We start from the raw sequence: 24403 nt of genomic DNA, 5'->3' as shown, positions 1-24403 counted from the left end.
TTTTATCTGATATTTCTAATATAATTGTGAATTACATAGTTGTTGTTATATTTGCTGTACAAATTATAAGGACTGTAGATTGAATTGATTTGAAGTTTATCTGAACTACCAAATGAAACCTTGAAATCAAATGAAGTGTTTGGATTTGATTCACACCAAGCTTTTACAGTGAAATCTGTTGGTGATGTTGCAGTTTGTTGTTTTATAAACATTGTTGCGACACCATTTGAATCAGTTGTTTTTGTAATTGTTTGATCGAATCCTTTTTGATTTCTAATTCTAATATTTAATTTTAAATTAGCAATTTTCTTGTTGTTTTCATCTGTAGCAAATATTTTAATGTTCGCTGTATCATTAAGATTGTATGACTTTTTGTCTGTTACGAACTTCAAATTTACAGTTTGTTTTGTTTCAGGTTTGTTTTCTGATTCTTTAACAATAAGTGTTGTGTTTGCTGAAGAATTTTTGTAGCCGGTTTTTGAAACTGTGGCTTCAATATAATATCTTCCTGGTTTTTCTGGTCTGAATGTGTAGTAACAATTACCGTAGCTATCAGTTCTAAATCTTTTTTCTTGTTTATTATCATTTTCATCAGTGATGCTTAATACTACATCTGCACCTGAAATTCTTCTTGTATTAGTCTTAGAAGTTACAGTTATCATAGAATTTTGGTTCAATTTGATTTCTGTATTGTCCAAATCAACTTTAGTTTCAAAAGCTATTCTGTTATCTTTTACTTCAAAACTTACATTATCTTCGTTAGTATTGCCTTTTGAATCTGTCGCAGTGATATTTACATCGTAAGTTCCAGCTTCATCCAATTCGTCGGCTTTTAAATATAGTATAGATTGTCCACGGTAGTTTGTAGTCAATTCTTTTTCTATTAATTTCTTAGATGGTTTGGTAATTGTGAATTTGACTTTTGCACCTTTTATATTTCGTTTGTTTGAATCTGTTACTACAGCGGAAATATTATTAGTATTACCGATAGATATTGAATTTCTGTAGACATTGGACTTAATATTTACTGCCATATTGCTTTCAGGGCTGTCACCCTCTACATAAATTACAGCAAAGTTTGAAACATTTGAACCGTCTTTTGCTTTGGCAAATATTTTAACTTTACCTGGATTGTTGCACACAACCATAGCATTATCTACTGATGCGATGTTTTCATCTGAACTTTCCCAAGTTATATCGTGATTTTTGGCATTTGCAGGTAATATTCTAGTATCAATTCTGAATTTGTCTCCGACTTTTGCTTTTTTATAGGAAGGATACATAATAATACTTTGTACTTTAACATCTTTGTCAACACTATCATCAATATTTGGCTTTTCATTTTCTAGTACGTTAACTCTGATGTATTGCAAAATTCTAGGATTGTCTGCAGACTTAACAGTTACATAGCATTGTCCAGGATTTAAAGCTCTTATTAATCCAGAATTATCTACAGCACACACATTTGTGTTAGAGGATGACCACATCAATTCCTTGTTTGTAACATTTTCTGGATAAACTTTTGCATTGATTTGTGTGTCTTCTCCTTCTCTTAAAGAAATATTATCTTCTGACACTGTGATTTTATTTACTCTAATTTCTTGATCGGGTTCAGGAACATCTGGTTGTGGAGTAGGATCCACTGGATCAGGGTCTGGTGTTGGATCGATATTGGTTCCTGAATATGGTTTTGTGAAAGCTTTTAAGCATACATTTGCGTTTGCTCTGTTTCTCGCCAAATCAGACCAATTATATCCATCGTTAGAAATAAATGATTGATTGTATCCAGATCTTGCTCTTGAAGAATATCCGTAAATCATAGATTCAATTGGAATAGGGTAGCTGTAACCAGGAGTTGTAAGTTTTACAATTGGTGCAAAATAAGCTCCTGCATTTATTTTTTGTGGATTGAATTTGACAGTTGTATATCCTGCGTTTTCCACAGTTCCACGTGCAACCAAAACTTTATCATTGAAACCACTATTTCCACCGATATTTGTATTTACATAAATTTCGTATTGGGCACCGTTTGATGGAACGAAGAAACCAACCTCGTCGATTTGGCTAGTTCTACTAACAGGACCAAAAATATTTGAAAACCAACCAGTTTGATTGTAGCCGATGCTATCTGTCATTCCTAAATCGTCATAATACCATATGGATTTATTTCTATCTTTTTCCTTTAAAACAAAAATGCAGTTTCCCTTGGAAATGTGAGCATCATAATAGGATACGTGATAATATCCACCTTGATTTCCCCAACGATCGCCCCAACTATTTTTTACAAGCCAAGCGCCGTCTCCAGGTGGGGTTAGCCCGAAATTGTATCTTGAATAATCATCGTCCCATCCTATAATAGTTACAGCGTGATTTTGCCAACCATAACCAGGATTGTAATGACTCATAGTATAGAAATTAGTATAATTTGTGTCACCATTTACAGTTGTGTAAGATGCACCGTATCTCATTATTGCTCTTTTTAATCTATCACGATCTTGATTATTGTTTACATCTGGAATGTACAAAGCTTCCTTCAATTCCTTTGCTGGAAGTAAATTATATGGAGAGCTAAAATCGTAAGCAGAATAAGGATCGTCTTTTTCCCAAATTGGTCCAGACCATCTTGATAGATAAGCTGCAGCGACTGCTCTTGTACCACCTTGATCAGGACCCCAGTCAAAACCATGAGTGTTTCTCAAATGTTTTTCAGAAAAATCTGTGAATTGACCATTCGTGAGCATATTCGATTCTGCAGAACCATAAGTAGCAAACGCCCAACATGATCCGTTTGGTCCCTGAGCTTTTACGGGAGTAACTCTGTTGTGCTGACGCAAATCGTAGTTTGCAGGAATTCCATAAGCCTTTTGTCTTGGAATGTCTTCCTTTTGATTAAACAAATCGTAGTTTGTATTAACCAAGAAAGGATCTTCGTTTGAGCCGTAGTTTTTAGTAGTCTTAGGACTACTCATTTGCCTGCTAAATGCGGGATTACGAGGCGCTTCAGAAAAATCGATTTCTTTTACAGTTAAATCATCGTTTAATTTGAATTTGTTTTGACTTTCTGCAAAACTTGTAGAAAACAGTGATTGCAACGTAAAAACCGCAATAAAAAGCAATAAATTTTTTCTTTTCATATTCAACTCCTTGCAATGATTTTAAATATTAATTCAGGACTAAAATAGTATACATAACACTATTAAGAATTAACAACTATATTATACTACTTTTGGAAGAATAAATATACATCTCGAACAAATTCATAAAAAAGCGGGATATTGTGATTTTCAATCTTTTAATACTGTAGTATGTTAAAATCCATTTTAAAAAATGTAATTTTTTAAATAATTAACGTAAAATTTCCTTAATAATATAGATTTTTTGAAATTATGTGATATAATAAACTCAACAAATACCAAAAACTAAATTAATAAATATCTAGACTTAAAATAACTTTTAAAATTAGAGCATATTTATTAAGGCTATTAATTTAGTAGTATATTTCAATAGGAGGTCGTTATGAAAATCAAAAAAATTCTGAGTCTACTACTAGGAACAGTTCTAGTTTCATCGATGTTAGTTACTGGTCCAACGTTTGCAGATGAAAACAAAAATTCTAAACTAGAATTAAGTCCTGTTGAAAATAGTTTTGAAGAAAATTCCAAGGATGACGAATTGTTAATCTCTCCATTGAAGACATCTTACGATTCAGTTCGTTCAGCATCTAGAGCAGCATTACCAGCAAAATATGATTTGAGAAAAACTAACAGAGTTTCTTCAGTCAAAAATCAAGGACAAAATGGTTCCTGCTGGACATTTGCTACATATGGTTCCATGGAGTCTTATTTAAAATTATTTGGAAAAGAATTTGATTTTAGTGAAAAACACATGAGAAACATGCATGGGTTCGATTGGGGTCCAAATGATGGAGGTAACAGAGATATTGCAACTTCATATCTTGCGAGAGGAACTGGTCCGATTCTAGAAAAGGACGATCCTTACGATGCTTACATCAATGTTTCACCTACAAATGTCAAAAGAGCTTTTGATCTTGATAAAGTTATATATCTTCCAGATGTTCACAATGCAAATGAAACAAATGTTATCAAACAAGCTATTATGGAATACGGTGGAGTGTACACAACTTTAAGTTCTCAAAAATATTACGAAAAGAAAGAGACTAAAAGTTATTACAATCCAGGAAGTGGAAAAGCAGATCACGCAGGAACAATTGTAGGATGGGATGATAATTTTTCAAAAAATTTATTCCAAGCAAAGGCTCCTGGAGATGGAGCATGGATTGTAAAAAATAGTTGGGGAACAAGCTTCATGGATGGCGGTTACTATTACGTATCATATTACGATGGTTTCTGTGGTAAGTCCAATGCAGTCTTCATTCCTCAAAGAAAAGATCCTAATGCTGTAATTTCACAATACGACGATTTCGGAGCAACAAGAAGTGTTGGATACAATATGCAAGGCTACATTGCGAATGTATTTACTTCTGATGAAGATCAAACAATTTATCAAGCAGGTTTGTTCACAGTTGCGATGAATACACAATACAAATTGTACATTGTAAGAGATTTGCAATCTACAGATGATTTGGCAGCCAAAAGAGAAGAAATCGGCAGCGGTGTAATTGAATATCCTGGATATTACACATTGGATACTACACAAATCAAAGTAAAAAAGGGAGAAAAGTTTGCAATAGTAGCGTACATGGATTCATCAGCTGCTAATTACAAATATCCAATGCCTATTGAAATGCCGATTGCAGATTATGCTTCAAAAGCAAAAGCACAAGAAGGTCAATCCTATGTTTCATCACAAGGTGAAAAATGGACTGATTTGACTAAAGAAGTTAAAAACGCAAATGCTTGTATCAAAGCTATCGGAACTACTGGAGAAGTTCTTCCAAGAGATACAGTTCCAGAAGTTGATCCGGATGAAGTAATCGAAGAACCAACTTCAATCACTGTAAAAGAAGGTAGCCAAGGATTCATAAGCGTTAAGAAGAAAGGAAAACTTCACGCGACAGTTCAACCAGAAAAATTTAACAACGATCCAGTTGTTTTTGAATCATTGGATAAAAATGTTGCAGTTGTAAAGAACGACGGAACAGTATATCCAGTAAATGTTGGAAATGCAAATATTTTGATAAAAACAGTCGATGGAAAAATTACACAAAGATTTAATCTATTGGTAGCTCCAGAAGGAATTAGAGTTCCTGATAGAAAAATGATTGAAGTAATAGGGGATAATGATTACGATCCAAAAACAGATCCGGATAATACAGAAATCCCAGTTATACCACCTAAACCACCAATAGATAATCAAGAATTAGATCCTAAAGTTGTTAGAAGTTTGGGAGTATCAGTTCCATCAGTGACTATCAAACAAGGCGATAAGTTTAATTTGGATCCAAAAATTTTAACTTATCCACAAACTGCTACAAGAAATTTTGATTTTAGTATAAGTAACACTGACATAATTGACATTGATTCAAAATCAGTGATTACTGCTAAAAAAATTGGAAGAACAAAGGTAGATATAAAAACAAAAGAAGGATTACAAACAAGCATTACAATAATTGTAATACCAAAAGAAAAAGGCGAAATTACTGTTGAAAAGTTTGCACCATCTAAAAGACACGCTGGTATATTCACTGTATTTATAGATGTAAAAGAAGGAGACAGAGGATATTCTGGTCCAGCAAAATTAACAGTAAAAAGTGGCAATAGAAAATTAACTAGGACAATATATTTCAACTCAGGTCATGCACAATCTAAATTCCACGGAGGTCAATTTGGAGTGTGGAGAAAAGATTTCGAAGCGACTATAACTATTAGAAATCACGAAGAGACCATAAAATTTGGGTTTTAATCAATAACGGGTAGTGCCGATTGTTAAACAAAATATTTAGTTCATAGGAGGGAAATATGAAACATTTAAAGAAATCATTAGCAATGATTTTAGTGTTCGCTATGACTTTTATAGCTGTTGCACCTTTGAGTGAAGTTTTCGCAGATTCTTTGGAAGTACAACAAGAAGAACCTAAACTTGAAATCTCAGAATTAAAAGAAGGTTTGACACAAGCTGTAAAATCAGTTGAAGACATAGAACCAGCTGATGAAAAGTACAAGGAAGTTATGGATCAGTTTTATGAAGCACATGATTTCTTAGACAAAGAAATCAAAGTAGCTGAAATGAAACAACGCCAAGCAGTAGGAAGTGCAGAAGCTGTAGGAGCATTAGAAAACACAATCTATGATTTATCTACAATTCCAGTAAGAGTACAATTGATGATTAGAATTGGTAGAGCAATCAGATTTGCAACTACTGAATTATCTAACAAAGTTGTAGCAGCTCACACTAAAATAACAGAATATATAATAACTGGTTTATTATATGCTGTTAATCCTTTTGCTAGTGAAGCTCAAATTATGGATTACATCCAAAAATTTGATCAATTGGAACAAGAATTGTTAGCTTATCCTGATTTAGGGCCAAATGATATAGCCACTATCTACAAAAAAGCTGCAGTTTGGAGAGAAATCAGAGAAGCTAAAAAAGTACGTGCTTCAAGAACAAGATTTGGTAATTCATTTATCGTAAGAGAATTAAGTGAAGAAATTTCAAAAACAGTAGGATTGCAATTCAGAATCACAGTAAAATGTGGTGAATTAGACGAACAAGTTAAGAAACTTCACGAAGCAATGGAAAAAATTACTGGACCAAAAATCAAGGCTGAAAAAATTGAATTTAAAGAAGGCAACATGGGAGCCATCTCAATCAACAAAACAACAACAATCAGCCCAATAGTAAGACCTAACGAAGTTAAAGACAAAGAAGTATTCATCTACTCATCAAATGCATTCATGGCAAGAGTCGTTGGAAAAACAATCATTCCACTAAGAACTGGAACTGTTATGATTACAGTAGTTTCAAAAGATGGATATGCAAAATCAAACTTTGAACTTCACATCGTAGAACCTGGTCACAGCGTGGAAGGAATTCCATTCTTACAAGCTACAGGAGAAAACTCAGAATACCTTAACACTAATACAAATGGTGGCGGGGTAGTTGGAGATAACTCTTCAGTTGGAAAAGATCTTTATGAAGTTAAAAATATTGGTTTCTCAGTAAAATCTACTACATTAAAAATTGGAGATACATTTGATTTAGCATCAAAGACATTTGTATTCCCTGAAAATGCATTAGAAAAAGAAGTTTCTTACAAATCAGACAACGAAGCTATCGCAACAGTTAATGAAAAAGGAACAATCGAAGCAGTTGCAGAAGGATCAACTACAATAACGGCAACTACAAAAAACGGAGTAACTAATAAATTCAAACTAAACGTAATCAAAAAAGTTGACAAAGACGAATATCAAATAACAGAAATCAACCCTTCAGAAAGAAAAGCTGGAATATTCTCAATCGAATTCAAAGCAACTAAAAATGGTAAAAAGTACAACGGACCAGCAAAAGTAACAGTGTCAAACACTAAAAAAGCAATTGAAAGAGAAGTTTACTTCAACAACGGAGTTGCATCAGTTAAATACAACGGATTTGAATTTGGAACATGGGTTAAAGATTTCAACGTTAAAATCGAATTAAAAGACCAAGTAAAAACATTTGAACTAAATTATTAGGAGATGAAAAATATGTTAAAAAAAGCATTATCAGTAGTATTACTATCTAGTATGTTATTGGGAACAGTAGCACCAGCAGTATCTTATGCACAAGAAGATAAACTTGAAATCGTTCAAGGCGCAGAAGAAACTGAAAAATTAGGAATTGATGAAGCAGAAGTTTACAAAAGACAAATCAAATCAATTCAAAACGAAGTTAACTCAATCCAAGTTAAAAGAGAAGACGAACAAGAAATGGTTGACAAATTCAACGAAACTTCTCTTGAAATCAGCGACAAAATAGACCAAACAGCAGTAGGAATGGGAGTAGCAGATATTTATGATTTATCATCTATTCCACAAAGATTATTGTTATTGGGAAGAATGGGAAGAGCAATCAGATTCGCTACAACTCAATTAAGATACAAAGTAGATGCAGCACATGCAGAAATCGCTGAATATATCTTCGGAGGATTTGTAATCGCAGCATCTCCATTCCACACAGTTGAAGACATGAAAGTTTACATGGCACAATTCGAAGCATTATCACAAAAATTACTTAGCTACCCAGATGCTGGATTGAATGATACTGCAAACATCTATGTAAGATCTGATTTGGATCACAAATTAGCAAAAGCTAGATCATTAAAATATCACGAATTGAAAAATATGTCTGATGCAGTAATCAAAAAATTAAACGCTGAAATCAGTGAAATTACAGCTTTAAGATTAAGACCACAAGCAACTGTAGCTGAAATTTACCAATTAGGCGATAGATTAGACCAAGCAGTATTCGAAGCATTAAACAGTGAAGATTACAGAGCTACAAAAACAGAAATCGAAACATTAAAAGAAGCTATGAACAAAGCTATAAGAGCTAGAAGACATGGCGACAAGAGAGTTGAAGTTGGTAAAGCAATTGACCGTGCAAAACAAGAATTGGCAAAAATCAGACCATCAAGTGTTATTGCAGCTCAATTAGTACAACAATTCCAATCTTACTATGAATAAAATTTATTAAGATTAGAAAAATAAACTAAAATGGATGTTCCTCATTATAAATGAAACATCCATTTTTATTTTTGTCATAAGTAAAATTGGATTTATTAATAAGTTTAAATTATAATATTATAGTAATCTGTAAACTTAAATTAATTACTAGAGGGGATAAGAAGTGGAAAACTTAAGTCAAGATATCACTATATTCAAAGCTGATGCATTTGAAATTTTGCCGAAATTAAAAGATGAAAGTGTAGATGTAATTCTGACGGATCCACCATATTTTTTATCAAATGGAGGAATAACCTGTAAAGGTGGTAAGATAGCTTCTGTTGACAAAGGAAATTGGGATAAACCTAAAATACCAATTGAAACATTTTATGAAGAATTTCTTATACAAGCCAAGAGGATTTTAAAGCCAAATGGTACTATATGGGTTTTTGGAAGCATGCATAATATTTATTGTATAGGATATTTTTTGCAAAAATTGAATTTTAAAATTTTAAACAATATAACTTGGGAAAAATCAAATCCGCCACCAAATATGTCCTGTAGGATGTTTACTCACTCAACAGAAAATATTATTTGGGCTAGAAGAGAATACTCTAGTAAACATTACTTTAACTATGACTTGATGAAAAAAATTAACGGTGGTAAGCAAATGAAGGATGTATGGATTACACCAGTAATAAAAAAGAGTGAGAAAGTATTTGGTAATCATCCTACTCAAAAACCAATTAAAATAATTGAAAGAATTTTATTAGCTTCATCAAAAAAAGGAGACACTGTACTTGATTGTTTTATGGGTTCCGGCACAACTTTAGAAGCTTGCATTAATTTAAATAGAAAAGGTATCGGAATAGAATATGAAGAAGAATATTACGAAATAGCAAGAAAAAGATTATTGAATGCGTTGAGAAAGTAAAGGTGAATAGTTATGGATTATTATGAATTTAAAAAAATAGATACGCATAATAAAATTAATTATTTTTTAGATACACTTAGTTTAACTAATAGAACTCCAGAATATTATGTTAATTGGAAAAAGGTTACAACAAATACTAGAGAATTTGAAATTGAATTAAATACATTAAATTACTTAATTGGAAAAGATGATATATTAAATGAAGCTAGAAATTTATTTAATAAACAACCTGATTTATTAAGGACAATACCTATTTTATTAGGGTGTAGAGATAGATATATTAATGTTCTTTTTATTAACGAAAATGAAATGAATATTGAAGGAATAGACTTCAATAATATTGACATTACAAATATTGAAAGATATATAGATTTTATCAATGAATCTGGACTTTTTAAGTTTATGAAATATCATGCAAATAGAAGTTTAGTTGACTATGTTTACGGAGTGGAAACAGGAATTGATTCTAATGCTAGGAAAAACAGATCTGGTAAAACAATGGAGTCAATTTTAACAAAAATTTTAAAAGATATTGCAGATAAATATGGGTTTGAACATTTAGAACAAGCTACATCTAGTAAAATTTATGATTCTTGGGGTATTAAAGTCCCTGTTGATAAATCAGCAAGAAGATTTGATGGAGCACTGTTTAATCCATTTAAAAACAAAGTTTATGTATTTGAAACTAATTATTATGGAGGAGGAGGTTCTAAATTAAAATCTGTTGCAGGTGAATTTAGAACATTAAATAATTTGATTGAAAGCTCTGTTGATGATGTAACTTTTATTTGGATAACAGATGGTCAAGGATGGAAAACTTCGAAGATTCCTATGGAAGAAGCTATGGAAAGTATTGAACATATTTATAATTTGAAAATGATTGAAGATGACTATTTAGAGTGTGTACTAGAAAAAAGCAAGGAGATATGATTGACAAATAATAAATTAATACCATTTACAAAATGGACGGGAGGAAAAAGACAGTTAATACCAGAGTTAAGAAAAAATATGCCAAAAGCATATAACAATTATTATGAGCCATTTGTAGGTGGTGGAGCATTATTTTTTGAAATTAAGCCAAATAATGCAATCATCAATGATATTAATTCAGATTTGATAAGATGCTATACGTCAATAAGAGATAACCCTTATGAATTGATTAGTTTATTAAAAGAACATTCGGAAAAAAACAACAAGGAATACTATTTAAAAATCAGGGAGCTTGACAGAAAATTAGAATACGAATGTTTATCGGATGTTGAAAAAGCAGCTAGAATGATGTATATGCTCAGGGTAGATTTTAATGGATTATATAGGGTAAATAGTAAAGGACAATTTAATGTTCCTTATGGTAAATATAAGAAACCAAAGATAGTTAATCATGAGTTACTAGAAAATATAAGCAAATACTTAAATTCGTCATCAATAGAAATACTTAACGTTGATTTTACTGAGGCTGTAAATTCTGCAAATGAAGGAGATTTTGTGTATTTCGATCCTCCATATATACCAATTTCAAAAAGTAGTTCATTTACATCATATACAAAAGATGGATTTAATTTAGAAGATCAAATTAAGTTAAGAGATACTTTTATAGAACTTGATAAGAAGGGAGTTTTTGTAATGCTATCCAATTCAGCTTCTCCAAAAGTTTATGAACTATATAAAGACTATTCAGATAAGATAAAAGTTGTAGGTGCAAAGAGAATGATCAACTCAGTATCCTCAAAAAGAGGGAAAATTGATGAATTGATTATAACAAATTATTAAGATGTTTAATATTTTTAAATTAAAGAAGATGCTTATCAGAGATTAGATGAGCATCTTCTTTTTAGTAAAATTACAAAACTATCTAACAACGACGGCGTATTTTTTGATGTTGTATCTGCTATCAAAAAGTGAGCGGGATATCCAATATCCGTCTGGTTTATCTTCTGCTGGATCTACTATGTGCATTCTGTTTTTGTCGTAGCCATCTACTACCATTACGTGTGCGTTGTAAAGTGCATTTTTGCCCCAGAAATAATCTTTGAATGTTGGATTTCTGAATTTATACGTAGCAAAGAATATTACAGGGTTTCCTTTTGAGATTTCTTCTCTTATATATTCTGAAGATTTGCTAGAAATATTTTCTGCGTTTGCGTATTTGTTAGCCCATTTTGTTAAAGGTTCTGGAAGTATTGATTGGTAAATTCTTTCATCGATATTAAAAGGAGAACCCGCAAATCCGTTATTCGGGTTGTTGTCTTTTGCTAGTGGCATTTCTTTTATAAATTGGTTAATATTCGTGTTAGTTTTAATGTTTTTGTAGTGGAGACATTGAAGTAATGATGCTGCTTCGCATCCCATTGGCAAACCTGCTTTGTTTTGGTTGATTTGAGATACATTTAATAATACGTAGTCTTTTTTAGGTGGAGTTTTTCCGATTATTTCATTATATTTATGATGAAGTCCACCACCGATTAATGTTATTTTATTTGGATTTAATTTATTGAAGAAATTTTTCTCTGTTATTGTTAGATTGTTTTTTGTTGATGCAAATATTATCGGACTTTTTTCATTTGCTGCAAATGGTGCCACTGTAACGCAATCTATCAATTCAGAAAATCTTTGATCGCCGTTTTTGGCTAAGAAAATAGATTTTGAATTTTTGAAAAATGTGTCGGCTATTTTCATACTTGTATCATTTCTGTTTTTTCCATAAATGATTATTGGATTTGGGAAATTTTTGGATAATTTTGCTGTAGCTCCGCCTATTAGATATGTGTTATTGAATGTATAGTTTCCATGTTTTTCTTTAAATGATTTTATATCATTTCCTACGAATAAAATTGGACTATTCATACGACATGCAGCTGCACTGACACTTGCTGAATCTACGATTGATTTGGTAGAGTGAACTAAAAATGCATTGTCGAACTGTTTTGTTTGGTTGAGATTAGAAAGTTCTTTTGCTATTTCAAATGATGTATCAATTCTGTCTTTTCCAGATATTCTTCTTACATTATAACCTTGTTTTATTAGATTTGTTTCTTGTGATTTGGAAATACTTTGAGTGCCACCTACAAGTATAATATTTGTAGATTTAAGTCTTTGGATTTCTTTTAATGTAGATTGGTTAATTTTAGCAAAATCTGTTAAAAGTATCGGGCTATTTATTTTATGTGCCAACACTCCTACTGACAACGAATCTGCAATTTTTTCTGAATTTACTATTATTGCTGTGGTGGATGTTTTAGGATGCGAAATCTTTGATATTTGTAGGGCTGTTTCGTATCTATTTTCACCCTCTATTGATACTTTTTCGATTTGCTTTTTTGAAAATGTTGGCGTTGATATTGAAAGTGCTAATATAAATGCCAATACAACGATTTTAAAATTTTTAAAGTTTTTCATTTTTAACTCCTAACCTAAAGATCTAAGGGGTCCGATATATTCAAGCTCACTCCATCCAATATATACTCTTGTAAGATGAGGAAAGAATACTGAAATTATTTTGAAAAGCAAATCCTCTTGTCCGTAGACTCTTACTTGTGAGTAGTTTAGATGCAAAATTACAAAGAAATTTATTATTGGAATTAGTAGTGCCAGGGATGCGATTCCTGTTCCATAAACTATTTTGAACAATAGCCAGATATTTAATAATGGTACAAAACTCCACAGTCCAAATATTCCAGCTTTTTCAAACATTTTCCACAATCCTATTGCATTTATTACATATAAAAATAATACAATTGTTGTTGTAATCACTTTAATCACTCCTTTATATTATTATAGCATTTTTAAAACAATTTATTGGCATTAGCGTGAGAAATTTTGTATAATTTTTATAAATATTTGACAAATTATTAAAAATATATTATTATAATTCTATTAAAAGCTGTGATCAGAACGGAATATTTTGATTGATTTTACAGAGAATCCTGTATGGTGAGAGGGATAAATTAAGAAATATTCGAATCATCTGAAAGAAGCTCACAGATCTAATAGGTTTGTGCGTATTACTTGACGTTACAAGAAATGAGAGGTTTACACAATTAGGGTGGTACCGCGGTTTATTCGTCCCTTGGAATTAATTTTCCAAGGGATTTTTTAATTATTTTATAAGGAGATTTGTTTATGAAAAAGTTTAAGGAGCTTTCTAAGAAACCTGTTAAGGAACGTGAACAGGCTACTAGTAAGTATTGGAAAGAGATTGATCTTTTGAATGAAACTTACAACAGTAGAGATGAAGAAAATAGATATGTATTTTACGATGGCCCTCCAACTGCAAATGGGAAACCAGGAATTCATCACGTTATAAGTAGAACTTTAAAAGATATGACTTGCAGATACAAAACTATGCAAGGATACAAAGTTTATAAAAAAGCTGGTTGGGATACTCATGGTCTTCCAGTTGAGATCGAAGTTGAAAAGAAACTTGGTCTTCACGATAAAAAAGAAATCGAAAATTACGGAGTAGAAAAGTTCAACGAAGAATGTAAGAAATCTGTATTTTCTTACAGAGAAAAATGGCAAGAAATGTCAGATAGAATGGCATACAATGTAGATATGGATGATCCATATATTACTTTGGACAATAATTACATTGAATCAGTATGGGCATTGCTTGATAAAATGTACAAGGACGGATTGATTTATGAAGGAGCGAAAATTCTTCCATATTGTCCGAGATGTGGTACTGGTCTTGCATCACACGAAGTTGCCCAAGGATATGAAAATATCAAAACTACAACAGGATATGTTAAATTCAAAAGAAAAGATGCAGATGAATATTTCTTGGCATGGACTACAACTCCTTGGACATTGCCATCAAATGTTTGTTTGACAGTACATCCTGATATTGACTATATTTTGGCAGAAAAAGACGGAGAAAAAATATATCTTGCAAAAAACAAAGCACACGATTTGTTGGGTCACGAAGGCGAAGACTACACTTTAATCAAAGAATTAAAAGGTAAAGACATGGAGTATATGGAATACGAACAACTTTTACCTATTTATGATGTTAACAAAAAAGCATTTTATGTGACTTTGGCAGATTATGTAACTGTTGAAGATGGTACAGGAATTGTTCACACAGCGCCAGCTTTTGGGGAAGACGACTATCAAACAGGAAGAAGATACGATTTGCCATTAATCAATCCTGTTGATGAAGAAGGAAAATTCGTTGGCGGTCCATGGGATGGTCAACAAGTTATGGATACAGATCCAGAAGTTTTACAAAGATTAAAAGAAGAAAACAAATTATTTAGGAAACAAAAAATTGAACACAATTATCCTCACTGCTGGAGATGCCACACACCACTTATCTATTATTCAAAACCATCATGGTACATTGAAGTTAGCAAATTAAAAGATAAATTAGTTGAAAACAATAACGGTGTGAACTGGTATCCAGATCATGTTGGAGAAGGAAGATTTGGAAATTGGCTAGAAAATATTAAAGACTGGGCAATTTCTAGAAACAGATACTGGGGAACTCCATTAAATATTTGGAAATGTGATAAATGTAATCATACACTTTCTGTTGGTTCAAGAAAAGAATTAAAAGAGTTAGCTATCGAAGATATAGATGAAAATATCGAACTTCACAGACCATACGTTGACGATGTTCACATTAGATGTCCAGAATGTGGCGAAATAATGACTAGAGAAAAAGACGTCATTGACGTTTGGTTTGACTCTGGAGCTATGCCTTTTGCACAACAACACTGGCCATTTGAACATACAGATGATTTTGATAAAGTGTTCCCAGCAGATTTTATCAACGAAGGAATTGACCAAACACGTGGATGGTTCTATTCATTGTTAGCTATTTCTACAATGATTACAGGAAAAGTACCATACAAAAATGTTTTGGTAAATGATTTAATCTTGGATAAAGATGGAAAGAAGATGAGTAAATCGAGAGGAAACACAATTGATCCGATTGAACTATTCGACAAATACGGAGCAGACGTTGTTAGATTCTACTCACTTTATGTATCTCCACCATGGATTCCAACAAAATTTGATGTAAGTGGTTTACAAGAAGTTGAAAGTAAATTCTTCAGATCATTCAGAAACACTTATAACTTCTTCCAAATGTATGCAACAACTGATGAAACAGACCCTACAGAATATTTTGTAGAATACGAAGACAGAGCTGTAATTGACAAATGGATTTTGTCTAAGTTTACAAATCTACAAAAATTCTACTTTGAAAATATGGATCAATTTGAATATACAAAAGTTGCAAGAGAAATTTCTAACTTTGTAATAGAAGATTTATCAAACTGGTACATCAGACGTAACAGAAGAAGATTCTGGAAAACAGAAATGGATGATGACAAAAAAGCTGTTTACAACACAACTTACGAAATATTAGTTGGACTTACAAAATTAATTGCTCCATTTACTCCATTTATAGCAGAAGAAATGTATCACGATTTAACAGGCGAAAAATCAGTTCACTTAGCTTATTTCGATAAGGTAAATGAAGATTTAATCGACAATAAATTAGAAGAAAAGATGGAAATGGTAAGAACTTTTGTAACTCTTGCAAGAGCTTCTCGTGAAGAAGTGAATATTAAAGTTCGTCAACCATTGAAGAAAATCGTCCTAGATGAAAGATTTAAGGATAAGATTGAAGAGTTCAAGGATTTAATCAAAGAAGAAATCAACTTAAAAGATATCGAATACAAGAAGGATTTATCAGAATTCATGAATTACGAACTAAAACCTAACTTCAAAGTTGCAGGTAGTATTCTTGGTAAACACATCAAATCTTTTGGAAATTATTTGAAAGATATAAACGCCAAGGATTTCGTATCAAAACTAGACAAATCAGATTTGAATATTAAATTAGACGATGAAGACATTGATATCAAGAGAGATTACGTTGATGTAAGAATTAATTCCAAAGAAGGATTCGATGTGACAATGCAAGGAGATTATTTTGTAATCTTGGACACAGAAATCACTGATGAATTATTGATGGAAGGATATGCGCGTGAACTTGTAAGTAAAGTTCAACAAATGAGAAAATCAAATGACTTTGATGTTTTAGATAATATCATCATCAAAATCAATCCTACAGATGATATTAAAAAAGCAATTGAACAATATGAAGACTTCATAAAAGATGAAACATTGACTGTCGATATAATTATTGATGAAAATGTAGATGGTGAAGATGTTGATTTGAATGGAGAAAATGTTAGAATTGAAGTTATAAGAAAATAACGAATTAGCCTACTGATTAATTTCGGTAGGCTTTTTTGCACTCAAAAGTATACAAAAAGTCAACAAGTGAAAAAACTAATTGAAACTGTACTACACTAATGGTATACTTTTATCAGATGAGGTGCAACATGAAAAACAAAAACACGATTTTAAGAGCGATTTTAGTATTTGCATTTAGTGTAGTAGTAATTTTTTTCATAAAAAACAAAATTGGAGCAGATGATGCTTTTGATGTAATAAAAAAGATAGGACCAGTTTTCATAGCAGCATGTGTTCTGACTATGTTTATGTTTTTTCTATTGGAAGCTATATCATACAAATATCTTCTAAGTATACAAGGTTATGATGTATCATTTACAAGGTGTTTCGGATATACATTTACTGATTATTTTTTCAGTATGATATCTCCAGGTGGTAGCCTTGGACAACCGTTACAATATCACACAATGAGGACGGATAACATTGATTCATTGACTACAATTAATTCACTACTTTCTTTTAATTGGATTTATCATTTGTCTATGGTAATTATTTTCTTTGTAGCAATGATTTTTGGATTAGTAGGTAAAATTGCGGCGATTTCTGAATTTAAATACTTGGTTATGTATGGAATAGTGTGTCAATTGGTCTTGGTAATCGGTATAGGATTTTTGATGTTTGATAGTGAATTGGCGGCTAGAGTAATTAGATTTTTTAACACGGTATTTTCTAAATTTAAACTTTTGAGACGTTTCAGTAAATCAGAAGAAGATATTACAAAAACAATTGAAGAACACAAAAATTTCGGAAAATTTTTGATAAATAACAAAAAAGTTTTTGCGAAATTATTGTGCATTTCGATTCCGATGCTTTTGTTTTCATTTGCAATTCCTGCAATCTTATACAAATCATTTGGACTAAATTCATATAATTTTATGACTCTGGTTCTGATCCAAGCTGTGGTTACAATTTCATTCGAAAGTGTTCACATTCCTGGAGGTGTAGGAGTTATCGAAGGTAGCATGATGCTTGTGTATTCTTCTTTTATGCCAAAATCATTGGCATTTAGTATTATGGCAATCAATAGATTTGTTACATTTTACTTAGCGGTTCCTTTTGCAGGGCTATACTTTTTATTAGTGAAGACTAATCGTAAAAATTATCAGAAAAACAACAGTCTTATAAAACTGAATCAAGAACAGTAGATCGATCTATTAATTTAGATCGATTTTTTTATTAAAAAATGATACGTGTTAAATATTTTTTTAATCAAATGGGTATATTATATATGGTCAATATATTTGGTGCATGATATTGTACTTATTAAAAATAACAAATTTTATCATTGATTTTGAGAGGGCTTATGATATGATAAATAAAAGAAATATTTTTTTAAGTACATAATGAAAAGCTTTTATTTATGAAAACAAATCCGTATTTTATGGATTTTATATATAAAAAATTTTATAAGGGGTGAAAGGTTTGAAAGAGTTTTATAATAAGTATTTTATGAAACAAAAAATGATGCATCCTGTTATGTTTGCTCTTTTGCCGATTGCTGTAGTGGCGATATATTTTTATGGGCTAAGAGTGTTAGCTTTGTTTTTGCTAAACATAATTGTTGCATGCCTTGTTGAATATTTATCTAACGCGAAGATATTCAAAAGAAACAAAATATCTGAAGCAGCTATTGTCACATCCTGTTTGTATACAATGACATTACCACCATCTATTCCTTTTTGGATTTCAGCGGTTGGTATAGCGTTTGGTATATTTTTCGGGAAGATGGTTTTTGGAGGATTTGCAAAAAATGTTTTCAATCCAGCCTTAGTGGCTCGTGTATTTATTTATGTTAATTTTCCTCAACAAATGACTATTTATTGGAACAAAGCTGTAGGAGGTTTTCCTGGAGGATTTGGAACTTATTTAACTCAATCATTGGATTCTATGACACAACCAACTCCAATGACAGCTTTCAAAGTTAACTCAGCATTTGAAACAATCCCAACGTTAATCATGGGACAAATTCCCGGCGTTATCGGTGAAACTTGTAAAGTTTTAATTATAATTGGGGCAATTTACTTGATTTATAAAAAAGTTGCAAGTTGGCAAATTATGGCAGGAAGTGTACTTGGTTTTTGCGCATTAAGTTTAATTTTTAACGCAGTAGGTGTAACCTCTGTTCCTAATCCTATTTACGGAATGTTAATGGGAGGATTCTTATTCGGTACAGTGTTCATGGCGACAGATCCAGTATCTGCAGCTAAGACTCCAATTGGTAAATGGATTTATGGTTTCATAATAGGAATTGTAACTGTAATTATAAGAGGATTTGCACTATTTGCAGGTGGTGTTATGTTTGCAGTTCTTATTGGCAATACTTTTGCACCAATAATTGATTATTGTGTAAATAAAGTTAAAGCTAATAAAAAAGCAAAAGCAAATAAGGAGGTCAAGGTTAATGGCTAAGAAAAAATCAGTCGTATATCCAGTAATTTTTATGTTGGGATTAACACTAGTTTTGACATTAGCGTTGGCTTTGTTAAATCATGTTACAACTCCTACAATAGAATTCAATCAAGATATCGAATTAAAACAAAAAATTTTAAATGTATTTAATATCTTACCTGAAGATACTTCTGCATCAAACATTGACAAGACTTTTAAAGACAATGTCGAAGAAGAAGACTATAAAGGCAATAAACTTTACATTTTAAAACAAGATGGCGAAGAAAAAGCTTATGCAGTTCCTATCAACGGACCTGGTCTTTGGGGTTCAATCAGTGGATATGTAGGAATAACTAAAGATATGAAAAAACTTGTTGGAATAGAATTCATTAAACAAGACGAAACTCCTGGTTTGGGTGGACGTATTACAGAAGATGAATACAAAAACCAATATAGAGATTTGGATATTTCAAAGCCAGTTGACGGTAAAATTGTAATCAATAAACCAGCAAACGGCGGTAACATTGATGCTATAAGTGGTGCAACTCAAACATCTACATTTGTTGTTAATATGATTAATGAAGATGTGAATGAGTTTATTGAGAATGGAGGTAAATAATGGCTAATTCAAATAAATATACTAAATTATTGAAAAATGGATTGCTTGATGACAACCCTGTTCTTATTCAAGTTATTGGAATTTGTTCCACATTAGCAGTAACAAACTTGTGTATGAACTCCTTGGTTATGGGACTCGCCCTAGCGTTTGTTACAGGATGTTCATCGTTTTTGATTAGTTTACTTAGAAAAGTAACTCCAAAACACATTCGTATGATGGTTCAAGTATTTATTATTTCGTTCTTCGTAATAATAGTTGATATTTTCTTAAAGGCTTACATGCCAGAAATGAGTAAAACATTAGGACCTTATGTTGGATTGATTATTACCAACTGTATAATAATGGGACGTGCAGAAGCATTTGCTATTAGTAACGATCCTGTAAGTAGTTTTGTAGATGGTGTGGCATCAGGTTTGGGTTATACTGTAGTTCTTGTGCTTATAGCTTTAGTCAGAGAATTGTTGGGATTCGGTAGTGTATTTGGATTCAGAATAATGCCTGAAAGTTTTGTGCCTTGGACAATGATGGTTATGCCACCGGCAGCATTCTTCATTTTACCTATTGTTATGTGGATTGCTAATGCTCATCTTAAAAAGGAAGGAGATGCTAAGTAATGACAATTAGTCCTTTAGTTATATTTTTTGCATCAATCTTTACTTCGAACATGATTTTCTCAAACTTTTTGGGGATGTGTTCATTCATAGCAGTAAGTAAAGAAATTGAAACTGCAACAGGATTGGGAATAGCTGTAACATTCGTATTGACAATCACAACTATAATCAACTTTTTCTTATACAAATTAGTTGTTAGATTTAATATAGAATATTTGAGATATATAATATTTATTATATCGATAGCAGCATTTGTTCAATTATTGGAAATGATTTTGGAAAAATACATTCCGAACTTGTATTACGCATTGGGAATATTCTTGCCACTTATCACAGTAAACTGTGCGATTTTAGGGGTAAGTTTGTTCATGGTAATCAGAAACTACAATTTCTTGCAAACAGTTGGATTTGCAATAGGAAGTGGACTTGGTTGGATGCTAGCAATTGTATCAATGGCAGGAATTAGATCCAAAATCAAAGATTCATCTGTGCCAAAAGGTCTCCAAGGATCTCCTCTAACTTTAATTATAACTGGAATCATGGCGATGGCATTCATCGGATTCTCTGGTATAGTTCAAATATCATAAGGAGGAATCATGGGACAAATAATTATTACAACAATTGTAGTGTCTGTGTTGTGTGCATTATTTGCATTGTTGCTTTCATTTGCAGATAAATACATTGCAGATTATGGTGAAGTAAAACTAACTATTAATAACGATAAAGAATTTACGGTAGATGGTGGAGATAGTTTATTATCTACACTTAGAAACCAAAAAGTATTCATTCCTTCAGCTTGTGGGGGGAAGGGATCATGTGGTTATTGTAAGGTGAAAGTTTTGGATGGAGCAGGTCCTGTACTTGCTACAGAAAAACCAATGTTAACAGAAGATGAACTTAACGATAGCGTTAGATTATCTTGTCAGGTAAAAGTTAAAAAAGATATTTCGATTCAAATTCCAGAAGAATTATTTAATGTAAAAGAATACGAAACAACTCTTGTTGAAAAGTTACCTTTGACTGATAGAATAACTAAGTTTAGATTTGAACTTCCAGAAGGAGAAACAATCAAATTTAAGCCAGGTCAATATGTACAATTAAAAGCAGAAGAATATCCAAAAGGCGATGGATATGAAGGATCAGATGAAGAAGTATTCAGAGCATATTCTATTGCATCTAGTATTAGAGATGAAAAACATATAGAATTGTTAATTGGTTATACCAAGGGTATCTGTACAACTTATTGCCACAAAGTTCTTAAAGAAGGCGATAAGGTTACTATTAATGGTCCTTATGGTGATTTCTACTATCATGATGAAGATACTGAAATTATATTGGGAGCAGCTGGAACTGGCTTCGCACCAATAAGATCTATCCTTAACCATATGAGAGATCATGATGTTAAGAGAAAAGCAAGATTCTACTTTGGGGCCAAAACTCCAGATGATTTATTCTTGTTAGATGAATTGAAAGAATTTGAAGAAGATTTGTACGATTTCAAATTTATCCCAGTATTGTCAAGAACAACTCCTGAAATGAATTGGGAAGGAGAAACTGGACATGCTGACGATGCAATCAAGAAATATTGCAAAGAAACTGGTAAGAACAGCTCAGCTTACCTATGCGGTTCACCAAGAATGATAGAGTCTTTGACAAAAGCATTGAACGAAGTTGGAGTAACTGACGACAGAATTTATTACGATAACTTCTAAAATACAAAGATCGATTGAAAACTGATTGTGAGTCAGAATTCAATCGATCTTTTTTTAGATAAATTTAGTTCTAAATTTGTTTGGTTTGATTTTTGGTGTTTCTTCGCTGTGACCTAAAGCAAGTGCACAAGTTATTTCATAATCTTCATCGATGTCTATAGATTGTAAGAATTTTCTAATGTGTTCGCTATCATAAGAATCATAAAATTGATTAATCCATACATTTGCTACATTTAGTTCACAAGCTTTTAACATCATATTTTGCATTATACATCCACAGTCGAATTTTCTATTTCTGTTATCGTGTGGACTCAAAATCAAAATCATATTTTTGCAATTATAAAATCCGTTGTAGTTTTCATTGTTTAAGTGCTTTCTGATGTATTTTAATAAGCTTTCCATTGTACTATCATCAGAAATAGCGACGATTATGTTGTCTTGTTTATTCATACCGGTTGGAGCATAGGTTCCAGCTTCTACGATTTTTTTCATATCTTCTATTGATACTTTTTTAGATGTAAATTTTCTTCTCGATCTTCTGTTTTTGATAATATCCATAATTGCCTCCTATATGTTATAATTTTAATACTGGAGGAGATATTTTGCAATTTGTTAAAACAAAAGAAGATTGCCAAAATCTAATGGATGTCGTCGCTGACACTGCAAGAATTTTGCTCGAGAGTGGTGCAGAAACATATCGTGTAGAAGATACAGCTTTTAGAATGAGTAAAAGTATTCAAAAAGTTAATAAAATAAATGTATTCGTATCTTATACATGTATAATTATATGTTTGAGTTTTGATTTTGGAGATCTTGTTACTATGAGAAGAACAATTCCAAAGGCGACAAATTTGTGGAAAATTCATCAAATCAATAATTTTTCCAGAAATTTTGTAAAAGATGTGTACACTTTGGATGAATCAATAGAAATAATAAACAAAATAGATAATAGAGCTGTAGATAAAAAATTGTACATCCTAGGGGCATCCGCAGCTTCAGGATTATTTGCACATTTATTAGTAGGTGGCATTATTGAACCTGTCGTAGCTTTCTTTATATCTATATTAGAAATGCTAGTTTTTAGATTTTTTCAACGAAAAGAAAACCCACAATTTGTTAATACATATATTACAGTTGCGTTTATGACATTTCTAACTTTAGTTACATTGAAAATTTTTGGAATGTTTAGTGTGGCTTTGGATATGAACAGTATTATCGTTGGATGTATCATGCCGTTTGTTCCTGGCGTTTCCATTACAAACTCTGTAAGAGATGTACTTAGTGGGGACTTATTATCTGGGATAAGTTCTATGATTAACGCTGTGATTACAGCGTTGAGTATAGCTCTAGGTGTTGGTAGTATATTGTATTTTGCGGTTATGATGGAGGCGATTTAATGATATATATAATTATAGAATCAATCATTTCATCATTTGCCACATTAGGATTTTCGCTATTTTACGATTCACCAAAAAGGTCTTATAAAATAGTTATGGTATCTGGATTTGTAGCGTGGTTTGTTTACAAATATTTAACAATGATTTTAGACAATAAATTTATCGCAGCTCTGTTTGCATCAATTGCTGTAGGAATAATAGGAGAGATAGCTTCAAGAAAAGTTCACATGCCAGTTACAGTTTTTGTAATACCAGGAATAATTTCTTTAGTTCCAGGGGCAGATATGTATTACACAATGTATTACACAATTCAGCAAAATTCTAAACTAGCTTTTTCACATGCGAGAAATGCTATGTTATTTGCCGCCAGTATAGCTCTTGGAATACTTGTAGCATCCTTATCATCTAAGTCGATTAAGCATAATACAATAGAGCATTTACAAACAAATTCGATTTTTAAAATAAAAAACAAAAAAACACTTGACAAAAAATAAAAACCTTGATATTATAAATAAGCACTTTGAGTTAAGTGCTTTTTAAATTACTTAAAAGAAAGTAATGCATGTAAAACGAAAATAAAAAAAGTTTTACAAAACACTTGACAAAATGAAATGATGATAGTAAACTATAATAGTTCACTAAAGTAACATTTCAAGAAAACACATTTTGAAAGAAAAATATTTCGAAAAAGTGTTGACAAAGAAAAGTTGGTATGATATACTAACAAAGTCGTTACGAAAGTGCGAAGAAAGTTGTCATTAAGACAACAAACTATAGAACCTTAATAAATTAAATAAAGTAAATACTTTGAGAGAAGTACAAACCAAACAATAATTCGGTGAGAATAAAAAA

General features: G+C 31.7%; 19 protein-coding genes. 15 read left to right on the top strand and 4 right to left on the bottom strand.

All coding sequences use genetic code 11. From position 1 onward, the window contains the following. Positions 1–2 precede the first annotated feature (2 nt). Positions 3–3134, bottom strand: coding sequence for a lectin like domain-containing protein (locus GKG00_RS00090; protein WP_154253595.1), 3132 nt, complete (start codon positions 3132–3134; stop codon positions 3–5). Positions 3135–3516: 382 nt separating this feature from the next. Between GKG00_RS00090 and GKG00_RS00085 the strand changes: the two genes are divergently transcribed. The 6 genes from GKG00_RS00085 (at position 3517) to GKG00_RS08850 (ending at position 11328) form a co-directional block, all read left to right on the top strand. Then, positions 3517–5883 carry a lectin like domain-containing protein gene (locus tag GKG00_RS00085; RefSeq protein WP_154253594.1) on the top strand — a complete coding sequence of 789 codons (2367 nt, stop codon included), beginning with the start codon at positions 3517–3519 and terminating at the stop codon, positions 5881–5883. A 56-nt stretch (positions 5884–5939) separates the two neighbouring features. Beyond that, the gene (locus tag GKG00_RS00080; RefSeq protein ID WP_154253593.1) at positions 5940–7655 is read left to right on the top strand and encodes a CAMP factor family pore-forming toxin; all 1716 of its coding nucleotides are present in this window, start codon (positions 5940–5942) and stop codon (positions 7653–7655) included. 12 nt (positions 7656–7667) lie between these two features. Continuing rightward, on the top strand, positions 7668–8645 hold the full coding sequence (locus GKG00_RS00075; RefSeq protein ID WP_154253592.1) for a CAMP factor family pore-forming toxin: 978 nt from the start codon (positions 7668–7670) through the stop codon (positions 8643–8645). Between the two features lie 163 nt (positions 8646–8808). Continuing rightward, the gene (locus GKG00_RS00070) at positions 8809–9558 is read left to right on the top strand and encodes a site-specific DNA-methyltransferase (protein WP_206670711.1); all 750 of its coding nucleotides are present in this window, start codon (positions 8809–8811) and stop codon (positions 9556–9558) included. 12 nt (positions 9559–9570) lie between these two features. Then, complete coding sequence (locus GKG00_RS08855) at positions 9571–10488, top strand: type II restriction endonuclease (protein ID WP_172976485.1); 918 nt, start codon at positions 9571–9573, stop codon at positions 10486–10488. Then, the gene (locus GKG00_RS08850; RefSeq protein ID WP_172976484.1) at positions 10489–11328 is read left to right on the top strand and encodes a DNA adenine methylase; all 840 of its coding nucleotides are present in this window, start codon (positions 10489–10491) and stop codon (positions 11326–11328) included. It begins immediately after the preceding gene. Between the two features lie 78 nt (positions 11329–11406). Here the strand turns inward: GKG00_RS08850 and GKG00_RS00060 are convergent, their stop codons facing one another. After that, the gene (locus GKG00_RS00060) at positions 11407–12954 is read right to left on the bottom strand and encodes a cell wall-binding repeat-containing protein (RefSeq protein ID WP_154253591.1); all 1548 of its coding nucleotides are present in this window, start codon (positions 12952–12954) and stop codon (positions 11407–11409) included. 9 nt (positions 12955–12963) lie between these two features. After that, on the bottom strand, positions 12964–13308 hold the full coding sequence (locus GKG00_RS00055; RefSeq protein WP_094207361.1) for a DUF5684 domain-containing protein: 345 nt from the start codon (positions 13306–13308) through the stop codon (positions 12964–12966). Positions 13309–13677: 369 nt separating this feature from the next. On the opposite strand from GKG00_RS00055, the gene ileS reads away from it, so the two are divergent. The 7 genes from ileS (at position 13678) to GKG00_RS00020 (ending at position 22154) form a co-directional block, all read left to right on the top strand. Further along, positions 13678–16785 (top strand): isoleucine--tRNA ligase, encoded by a 3108-nt coding sequence (gene ileS, locus GKG00_RS00050; RefSeq protein WP_154253590.1) that lies wholly within the window; start codon positions 13678–13680, stop codon positions 16783–16785. 128 nt (positions 16786–16913) lie between these two features. Next, positions 16914–17969 (top strand): lysylphosphatidylglycerol synthase transmembrane domain-containing protein, encoded by a 1056-nt coding sequence (locus GKG00_RS00045; RefSeq protein WP_154253589.1) that lies wholly within the window; start codon positions 16914–16916, stop codon positions 17967–17969. A gap of 268 nt (positions 17970–18237) precedes the next feature. Next, positions 18238–19233, top strand: a complete 996-nt coding sequence (locus GKG00_RS00040; RefSeq protein WP_346962817.1) for an RnfABCDGE type electron transport complex subunit D — start codon at positions 18238–18240, stop codon at positions 19231–19233. Next, positions 19226–19831 carry an FMN-binding protein gene (locus tag GKG00_RS00035; protein WP_154253587.1) on the top strand — a complete coding sequence of 202 codons (606 nt, stop codon included), beginning with the start codon at positions 19226–19228 and terminating at the stop codon, positions 19829–19831. The genes GKG00_RS00040 and GKG00_RS00035 overlap by 8 nt, the downstream gene beginning before the upstream one ends. Next, positions 19831–20445: an NADH:ubiquinone reductase (Na(+)-transporting) subunit D gene (gene nqrD / locus GKG00_RS00030; RefSeq protein ID WP_154253586.1), complete on the top strand. Its 615-nt coding sequence runs from the start codon at positions 19831–19833 to the stop codon at positions 20443–20445. Before GKG00_RS00035 ends, nqrD begins: the two co-directional genes overlap by 1 nt. Beyond that, positions 20445–21029, top strand: coding sequence for an Rnf-Nqr domain containing protein (locus tag GKG00_RS00025; RefSeq protein ID WP_002837117.1), 585 nt, complete (start codon positions 20445–20447; stop codon positions 21027–21029). Before nqrD ends, GKG00_RS00025 begins: the two co-directional genes overlap by 1 nt. 9 nt (positions 21030–21038) lie before the next feature. After that, positions 21039–22154, top strand: a complete 1116-nt coding sequence (locus GKG00_RS00020; RefSeq protein ID WP_094205972.1) for a 2Fe-2S iron-sulfur cluster-binding protein — start codon at positions 21039–21041, stop codon at positions 22152–22154. Positions 22155–22208: 54 nt separating this feature from the next. Here the strand turns inward: GKG00_RS00020 and GKG00_RS00015 are convergent, their stop codons facing one another. After that, the gene (locus GKG00_RS00015; RefSeq protein WP_094207355.1) at positions 22209–22712 is read right to left on the bottom strand and encodes a nitroreductase family protein; all 504 of its coding nucleotides are present in this window, start codon (positions 22710–22712) and stop codon (positions 22209–22211) included. A 44-nt stretch (positions 22713–22756) separates the two neighbouring features. Here GKG00_RS00015 and GKG00_RS00010 point away from each other — a divergent pair, with 44 nt between their 5' ends. Together GKG00_RS00010 and GKG00_RS00005 are read left to right on the top strand one after the other, a co-directional pair. Continuing rightward, the gene (locus GKG00_RS00010; protein WP_094207354.1) at positions 22757–23551 is read left to right on the top strand and encodes a threonine/serine exporter family protein; all 795 of its coding nucleotides are present in this window, start codon (positions 22757–22759) and stop codon (positions 23549–23551) included. Next, positions 23551–24045 carry a threonine/serine exporter family protein gene (locus GKG00_RS00005; RefSeq protein ID WP_154253585.1) on the top strand — a complete coding sequence of 165 codons (495 nt, stop codon included), beginning with the start codon at positions 23551–23553 and terminating at the stop codon, positions 24043–24045. Before GKG00_RS00010 ends, GKG00_RS00005 begins: the two co-directional genes overlap by 1 nt. Positions 24046–24403 lie beyond the last annotated feature (358 nt).

It is taken from the genome of Finegoldia sp. BIOML-A1 (assembly GCF_009678325.1).
GTDB lineage: Bacteria > Bacillota > Clostridia > Tissierellales > Peptoniphilaceae > Finegoldia > Finegoldia magna.
Note: the sequence above shows the minus strand (reverse complement) of the source record. Positions and strands in the feature narration are given on the sequence as shown.